Origin of the sequence: Aestuariivirga sp., assembly GCF_044239095.1 — a bacterium.
GTDB lineage: Bacteria > Pseudomonadota > Alphaproteobacteria > Rhizobiales > Aestuariivirgaceae > Aestuariivirga.
On sequence record NZ_JBIICB010000221.1, the window covers coordinates 1 to 7,414 of the forward strand.

The 7,414-nt window shown below is 65.2% G+C and carries 8 protein-coding genes; 2 read left to right on the forward strand and 6 right to left on the reverse strand.

From position 1 onward, the window contains the following. Positions 1 to 864, forward strand: an 864-nt coding sequence (locus ACILRA_RS17040) for a GMC family oxidoreductase (RefSeq protein ID WP_395663263.1), incomplete at its 5' end; no start/stop codon positions are given. Positions 865 to 973: 109 nt separating this feature from the next. Here the strand turns inward: ACILRA_RS17040 and ACILRA_RS17045 are convergent. The 5 genes from ACILRA_RS17045 to ACILRA_RS17065 are packed head-to-tail and all read right to left on the reverse strand — an operon-like array spanning position 974 to position 5,829. Next, positions 974 to 1,576 (reverse strand): ferric reductase-like transmembrane domain-containing protein, encoded by a 603-nt coding sequence (locus ACILRA_RS17045; protein WP_395663264.1) that lies wholly within the window; start codon positions 1,574 to 1,576, stop codon positions 974 to 976. Position 1,577: 1 nt separating this feature from the next. Next, positions 1,578 to 2,927: an FAD-binding oxidoreductase gene (locus tag ACILRA_RS17050; RefSeq protein ID WP_395663265.1), complete on the reverse strand. Its 1,350-nt coding sequence runs from the start codon at positions 2,925 to 2,927 to the stop codon at positions 1,578 to 1,580. Next, a complete protein-coding gene (locus tag ACILRA_RS17055) occupies positions 2,924 to 3,697 on the reverse strand; it encodes an SDR family oxidoreductase (protein ID WP_395663266.1) in 774 nt (257 codons plus the stop codon). Before ACILRA_RS17055 ends, ACILRA_RS17050 begins: the two co-directional genes overlap by 4 nt. A gap of 10 nt (positions 3,698 to 3,707) precedes the next feature. After that, the gene (locus ACILRA_RS17060; protein WP_395663270.1) at positions 3,708 to 4,850 is read right to left on the reverse strand and encodes an NAD(P)/FAD-dependent oxidoreductase; all 1,143 of its coding nucleotides are present in this window, start codon (positions 4,848 to 4,850) and stop codon (positions 3,708 to 3,710) included. Between the two features lie 43 nt (positions 4,851 to 4,893). Then, a complete protein-coding gene (locus tag ACILRA_RS17065) occupies positions 4,894 to 5,829 on the reverse strand; it encodes a dimethylarginine dimethylaminohydrolase family protein (protein ID WP_395663267.1) in 936 nt (311 codons plus the stop codon). 164 nt (positions 5,830 to 5,993) lie between these two features. On the opposite strand from ACILRA_RS17065, the gene ACILRA_RS17070 reads away from it, so the two are divergent. Continuing rightward, positions 5,994 to 7,163 carry an alpha/beta fold hydrolase gene (locus ACILRA_RS17070; RefSeq protein WP_395663268.1) on the forward strand — a complete coding sequence of 390 codons (1,170 nt, stop codon included), beginning with the start codon at positions 5,994 to 5,996 and terminating at the stop codon, positions 7,161 to 7,163. A 9-nt stretch (positions 7,164 to 7,172) separates the two neighbouring features. Here ACILRA_RS17070 and ACILRA_RS17075 read toward each other — a convergent pair. Further along, a partial coding sequence (locus ACILRA_RS17075) for a GNAT family N-acetyltransferase (RefSeq protein ID WP_395663269.1) occupies positions 7,173 to 7,414 on the reverse strand: 242 nt, incomplete at its 5' end.

Genomic DNA, 7,414 nt, shown 5'->3' on the forward strand with positions numbered 1-7,414 from the left:
GGCGGCGCCATCAACTCGCCGCAGCTTCTCCAGCTCTCCGGCATCGGGCCCGGCGCGCTGCTGCAGTCGCTGGGCATTCCGGTGGTGAAGGACAATGCCAATGTGGGTGCGAAGATGCAGGACCACCACGGCATCAACTACACCTGGCGCATGAAGGTGCCCACGCTGAACGACGAGCTCCGCCCATGGTGGGGCAAGCTGAAGGCGGGGATCGAATACATCCTGCTGCGCAAAGGTCCGCTCAGCTTGAGCATCAACCAGGGCGGCGGATTTTTCCGCACGCACCCGGAGATGACGAGGCCCAACATGCAGCTCTATATGCAGGCCTTCTCGACGCTGATCCCCAAGGCCGGCGAGCGGCCTATCCTCAACCCTGATCCGTTCTCAGGCCTATCGCTGGGTTTGAGCAACTGCCGCCCCACAAGCACGGGCGAGGTGATGATCACATCGCCCGACCCGTTCACCCATCCAAAGGTGTCGTTCAACGCCTATGGCACCAATTCGGATGTGGAGGAGATGCTGGCGGCGGTGAAGTTCCTGCGTGTCATCGCTTCCCATGAGCCGCTGAAGAGCCTGATGGCCGAAGAGCTTCGCCCGGGGCCGGAGGTCAAGACGGATGAGCAGATCATCCACGACTTCAGGCAGCGCAGCGGCACGGTCTATCACCATTCCTGCACCTGCCGCATGGGTCCGGAGGAGGCGGCGTCGGTTGTTGACGCAAGGCTGCGTGTGCATGGGATCGAGGGCCTGCGCGTGTGTGATGCCTCGGTGTTTCCCAACCTGATCGCGGGCAACACCAACGCGCCCGCGATGATGATGGGCTGGCGGGGTGCGGAGATCATTCTTCAGGATGCGGCGCGTTAGAGCATGATCCGCAAAAGTGGAAACCACTTTTGCGGCAAGATCATGCTCAAGCAATTGATCTTGCGCGAGTTCTTTTCGACCAGGTGATTCCACCTGGTCGGAACGCGCGCTAATGCCTCATGCCGGAAGGGCGCGCGAAGTTATGGAGCAGCCTGTAGGCTTCCAGCGCCGCGAGTGGCAGGAAATGCAGCCAGACGCCCGTGTGGTCGAGCCTGATCCAGAACCAGTGGAGGGCGGCGGCGGCGGCTGAGACATAGGCCAGGCGCTGTAGCGGTTTCCACCAGCGGCCGAGTGCGTGGACGGCGCGGTCATTGCTCGTGACCGCCAGCGCCAGCATGGTGGCGAAGGCCAGCCATCCCATGGTGTATTCGATGTACTGAAGGTCGAAGAGCACGACATGCAGGTTCGACTGGCGGACGAGATAGGCGCCGAGATGCAGCGCGGCATAGAGGAAGGCGGCCAGCCCCAGGTCACGGCGGCGCTTGAACAGCCACATCGGCCAGTGCGGGCCGAGCCCCATCTGCTTCATCAGCAGGCGCACGGGCGTGACGGCAAGGGTGAGGATGAGCAGGCGCACGGCCCATTCGCCGGACTGGTCGAGGAGCAGGCCCCAGCTGCGCAGGCCGAAGAAGAATTGCCACAGCATGACAGCGGCGGGCAGCAGCAGCAGGAGCCACAGCGCCACGTGCGAGCCGATGAGCTTGCGCAGCACCTCAGATCACCTTGCCGGGGTTGAGGATGCCCTTGGGGTCCAGCGCCTGCTTGAGGCGGCGCATGAGCGCCAGTTCCTCCGGTGAGCGCGAAAGGTGCAGATAGGGGCGCTTCAAGGTGCCGATGCCGTGCTCGGCGGAAATCGAACCGTGATACGCACCGAGCACGCCATAGACGATGTCGTCCACGCTATGCATGTCCTCACCCGGGCCATAGAGGGTGGAGACGCAGATGTGGACGTTGGAGTCACCCACATGGCCATAGAAGGACACATGCGCCTGCGGCCAGCGCTTGAGCAGTGCCTTGGTGCAGGCCTCGGCATAATCCCCGATGCTGCCGATGGGCAGGCTCACGTCGAAGTTCAGGAGATTCGGCAGCGCCTCGATGGGGTGACCCTCGCGCACGGACCAGATCTGGCGAGCCTGGGCATGCGAGGTGGCAACGAGTGCATCGGCGATGAGGCCGTCATCGAGACATGACCCGAGGAAGGTTTCGACCGCCTCGCGTGACGCGGTGCTTTCGACGATGACGCAGAAAGCGTGGTCCGCCTCGAAGAAGCGGAGCTTCAGCGCATCGGCATTGAACCGGAAATAGTCGCGCCACATGGCTTCGAAGGCCACGATGTTGCCGAGTTCCGATTGCGCCCGGCGGAGCAATGCGACGACCTCTTCATAGGTCGCGGCCGCGCAGAGCATGGTGGTGATCTCGCCCGGCGGCGGGTGAAGGCGCAGCACAGCGCGGGTGATGAGACCGAGGGTTCCTTCCGAGCCGATGAAGAGATGCTTCAGGTCATAGCCCGCGTTGTTCTTGAGCATGCGGTTCATGGAGGAGAGGATGGTGCCATCGGCCAGCACGGCTTCGAGCCCCAGAACCTGCTCACGCGCCATGCCGTAGCGGATGACGCGGATGCCGCCGGCATTGGTCGAGAGGTTGCCGCCGATGTGGCAGGAACCGCGCGAGCCCAAGTCCAGCGCCAGGAACAGGCCGTGCGCTGCTGCGGCCTGCTGGCAGTCCTCCAGTGGCGTTCCGGCCTTCACCACCATGGTGGCAGAGGCGGTGTCCACCTCCTCGATGCCGCGCAACAGGTCGAGGCTGATGGCGATCTCGTTGCCAGACGGATTGGCACCGCCCGCAAGCCCCGTCATGCCACCCTGCGCGATGACGGGAACACCCGCCGCATTGCAGAGCCTGAGGGCGGTTGCGGCCTCCCCGGTGCTGCGTGGGCGGATCACGGCGCGGGGAGGGGTGTTGCCGGTGTAGCTCATGTCGGAGGCGGGCTTTGCGCCCATGTCCTGCCCTTCCAGCACGGCAGCCTCACCCAGGGCAGCGCGCAGATCCGCAAGCAGGCTCATAGGGACTTCGTCGCCCCGCCGTCGATGCGGATCATCTGGCCCGTCAGATAGGAGGCCTTCGGGCTGGCGAGAAAGGCCGCGACGGCGGCGAATTCCGGAGGCTTTCCGTAACGGCCCACCGGGATCTCCGCCGAGGAGTCATCCACGACCTGCTGGAGGGTGATGCCGCGCACTTCAGCCTCACGCGCGTTGAGGCTCGCGATGCGCTCGGTGGCGAAGCTGCCGGGGAGCAGCATGTTGACGGTGACGCCATCGCGCGCCACCTGGCCCGCGAGTGTCTTCATCCAGCCTGCCAGTGCCGCGCGCAGTGAGTTGGAAACGGCAAGACTGGCGAAGGGCTCCACGATGGAGGTTGAGGCAACCGACAGGATGCGGCCAAAGCCCTTGGCGCGCATGGCAGGCAGCACCGCCTCGCTGAGGCGCATCTGGTTCAGCACCATGGCCTCGAACTGCCTGCGCCAGAGATCGGGATTGACCTCAGTCACATCCACCGGCGGCGGCCCGCCGGAATTGTTGACGAGAATGTCCGGCATTCCGAAGCTGTCGAGCGCCATCCGCAGCTGTGGCCAGTCGAACATGTCAGCCGGCAGCGCCATGGCATTCATGCCTTCGGCTGCGAAGGCCTTCACATGGGCATCAAGCTTTGCCGCGTTGCGGGCGAGAAGGCCCACCTTGCAGCCCTCGCGCGCCAGGGCTTCGGCGATGGCCAGCCCCAGGCCCTGGCTTGCACCGCAGACGAGGGCCGTCTTGTTCTTCAGGTCGAGATCCATGGGCGGGAATTCATCCCTTTTCGAGTTCCGATGCAAGATGGCGTGCGGCGAGGACCGCTGTCGAGAAACAGGCCTGCAGCAGATAGCCGCCGGTGGGCGCTTCCCAATCCAGCATTTCGCCCACGCAATAGGTGCCGGGCGCCTTGATGAGCTGGAAATGCGCATCGACCTCGCTCCGCGCCACGCCACCGGCGGATGAGATGGCGCGGGTGATGCCGGCGGGGCGTTCGAGCCTCAGGGGCATGGCCTTGATGCCCTTCGCATCGGGCGCTGTGCCTGTCTCGCGCAGCAGGTTGATGGCGACGGGGGAGAGGCCCGCAACCTTGCGCAGGTGGTTCGACAGCGAATCCTTGCCGCGCGGGCGGGCGAGGCGCTGGGCAAGGACCTCCTCCGTGAGGTCGGGGCGGAAGTCGATGACGAGGGGGTGGCCCGGATGCTCCCGCAGGCCCTTGGAGACAGCATAGATGGCGCCGCCTTCGATCCCCTCCTGCGAGATCATCAACTCGCCGCGCACGCGCTTTCCGGCATAGGTGAGGGCCACGTTCTTGACCGGAGTACCGGCGAACTTGTTGCGGAAGATGGGCGACCAGTGGACGAGGAAACGGCTGTTGGCAGGCTTGAAGGGGTGAACGGTGATGCCCTTCGCCGCGAAGATGGGAAGCCAGGCGGCATCAGAGCCGAGATGCGGCCAGCTGGCGCCGCCCAGCGCCAGGATCGTCGGCGTGCCGTCGAACCCCTCCCAGCGGGAGCGGGTGATAAGCTTCACACCGAGCCCCTCGAGCCGCCTCAGCCAGGCGCGGAGCAGGGGGGAAGCCTTCATCTGCTTCGGGAAGACACGGCCGGAGGAGCCGACGAAGGTTTCGATGCCGAGGCCATTGGCCCATTGGATGAGCGCGTCCGGCGGGAAGGCATTGATGGCGGGGGCGAGGAAGTCCTTCGCCTCGCCGTAGCGCTCCAGGACGGTATCGAGCGGCTCGGAGTGGGTGAGGTTGAGGCCGCCACGGCCCGCCAGCAGGAATTTGCGGGCGGGGGCTGGCATGTGGTCGTGAATGGTGACCTTGTGCCCGGCCTCAGCCAGAACCTCCGCCGCCATCAGCCCCGCGGGGCCTGCTCCGATCACCTTGACGTCTGCCACGCGCGCACTCCCCGACATCCCGGCCTTTTGCCGGGATGCCGGGATCATGCAAGGGCTATCTTTACGCCGCCTCGCGGTTCAGCGGCTGGCACATGCAGTGCACGCCGCCGCCGGCCTGCAGGAACATGCTCATGTCCGGGTCATAGACGGTGAAGCCCGCGGCGCGCATCTTGGCGTTCAGGTCCTTGGCGCTCTCGGTGGAGAGCACGCGGTCGCCGCCGAGTGTCACCACGTTGCAGCCAAGCGCCATCGTCTCCTTGAAGGTGGCGGGGATGATCTCGATCTTCTTGGACTTGAGCCAGGCGATGATGTCATCCTCGGTGGTTTCGAGGCAGACGGCGGCGCAGTGCTCGTTCAGCATGCAGACCATAAGGTCGATGTGGACGTAGAACTGGTCGATCGGGGCATATTTGATCTCCCAGCCTTCCTTGATGAACCATTCGGCGGCCTGCCGCGCGGCCACTTCTTCCGTGCGGTGGTCGGTGAAGCCGACAAGCGCCAGACCGTCGCGGATGATGTTGAAGTCGCCACCCTCGAAATTGCCCGCCGAGATCATGTCGTAGATCGGAATGTTGTTCTCGAGGTAGAAGCGCAGCACGGGGGCATATTCGCCGCGGCGGCGCGGATTGGCGAGCTGGCAGACGACAGCGCCATAGGGCGACATGAAGGAGGAGTCCCGCGAGTAGACCTGGTAGGGGTTGTTCATGTCCAGCGGCAGGAAGTGGGTGGTGACACCCGCCTGGTGGTAGGCATCCACCATTTCGCGGTGCTGGCGCATGGCCACCTGCTTGTCGAACTTGTAGCCCTTGCGCATCGTGTCGCGCACGAGCGAGGACCAGGCGGCATTCTCCAGCCCCATCCAGCGGAAGCTTTCCGCGGGGCCGAGCAGCACGTCCTTCAGCACGCCGGTTTCCGACTTGATCTCGAAGCGGCCCCTCATCCTCGGCGTTCCGCCATTCTCGAGGCGGGCGCGGAGTGGCGTGTTGTTCTGGCTCATTGTGATGTCTCCCTGTTTTTTGGGGAGAGTAGGCCAAGACGCGGGCCAGCGCCATACTGGCATAAGCCAGCTGCACGGCAGGGTTGACCATTTTGTCAGTTAAGGATAGCGATGGCGCACTGCTGACAATGGCCCGCCTGACATGGCGGGCAGGAGGAACACCGGTGAGATTGCTGGCAATCGCCTTCGCCGTGCTGGCTGCCGCCGCACTGCCGCTCGTCCCGCCGGCGGAGGCGAAGCCGAAGCGGCAGGACGCGCCCATCCCCGCTGCCCAGCAAGAGCCAGGAACGCTGCTGAGCTATGACCGCATCGCCTTGCCGCGTAACTACCGCGCAAAGGCCTGGCGCATCCTCTATGTCACGCGCAATTACCGCATGGTGCCGATCCTATCGACCGGACTCGTGGTGCTGCCTGACAAGGCGGCGCGCATTCCGATGGAGCGGAAATTCGTGGCCTGGGCGCACCCTACGACGGGGATTGCGCGCCAGTGCGCCCCCTCCTTGCGTGATACACCGCTCAAGTCCATCGGCGGCCTGAACGATCTCGTGGCAGCGGGTGTGGTGGTGGCAGCAACCGACTATCCGGGCCTCGGCACCGCCGGGCCGATCGGCTATCTGGTGGGCAAGGGCCAGGCCTATGCCACGATCGATTCCGTGCGCGCCGCCAAGCAGATTCCGGGCGTGGGCGGCGGCCGGGACTTCGCACTCTGGGGCTATTCCCAGGGCGGGCACGCAGCGCTGTTTGCTGCAACGCTGGCGGACAGCTATGCGCCGGAGCTTTCGCTCAAGGGCGTGGCGGCCATCGCGCCGCCGACCGACCTTGCCACGCTGCTGCGCGCCAATCTCGACAGCGTGCCGGGGCGCATTCTCGCCTCCTTCACGCTCTCGTCATGGAGCGTCAAGTATCGCGCGCCGCTCAGCCCGCTGGTTGACGGGCGCGCGGAGGCGCTGGTCGCTGAAGTGAGCCGCAGTTGTGTGGATGACCTGGGCGGCAAACTCGATGCGCTGGCAGCCCAGAAGGGGTTGAAACAGGGTTTCCTGAAGCAGGATCCGGGCAAGGTGGAGACGTGGGAAGGCCTGATGGCGGCAAACTCGCTCTTCAGGTTCAACAGCCGTGTGCCGGCCCTCATCATTCAGGGGGCGGCCGATGACATCGTGAAGCCGGAGGTGACCACGCAATTCGTGCGCACCTCCTGCCGGTCAGGCGCCAGGATCGAATATGTGACGCTTGCCGGCAAGGGGCATGGCGGTTCGATGGATGCGGGCTACCGGCGCGCCGTCAGCTGGCTGGCCGGGCGGCTCGCCGGTGAGCCGCCACGCAGCAATTGCAGGTGAGTTGAGCCGTCAGTAGGCGCGGTCGAAGTAGTCGGCCCCTGGCATGGCGTAGAATTCCACGAGCCCGCTGCGGCCCGGCTGCGCCGGATGGTCCGGGTGAGACTTGAGGTGCCGGAGGCCGATTCGCCGCGCAAGCCTTGCCGAGGCGTCATTGCCGGCCATCACCTTGCACCAGACATTGTCGGCCCGCAGCCGCTCAAAGGCGAGTGCGAGAAGCGCCTCGCCGATCTCGGTTCCCAGCCCCATGCGCC

Bases quoted from the DNA above. Each gene is read 5' to 3' on its own strand.
- ACILRA_RS17050 (WP_395663265.1), bottom strand. From the start codon at position 2,927: ATGAGCCTGCTTGCGGATCTGCGCGCTGCCCTGGGTGAGGCTGCCGTG.
- ACILRA_RS17055 (WP_395663266.1), bottom strand. From the start codon at position 3,697: ATGGATCTCGACCTGAAGAACAAGACGGCCCTCGTCTGCGGTGCAAGC.
- ACILRA_RS17060 (WP_395663270.1), bottom strand. From the start codon at position 4,850: ATGTCGGGGAGTGCGCGCGTGGCAGACGTCAAGGTGATCGGAGCAGGC.
- ACILRA_RS17065 (WP_395663267.1), bottom strand. From the start codon at position 5,829: ATGAGCCAGAACAACACGCCACTCCGCGCCCGCCTCGAGAATGGCGGA.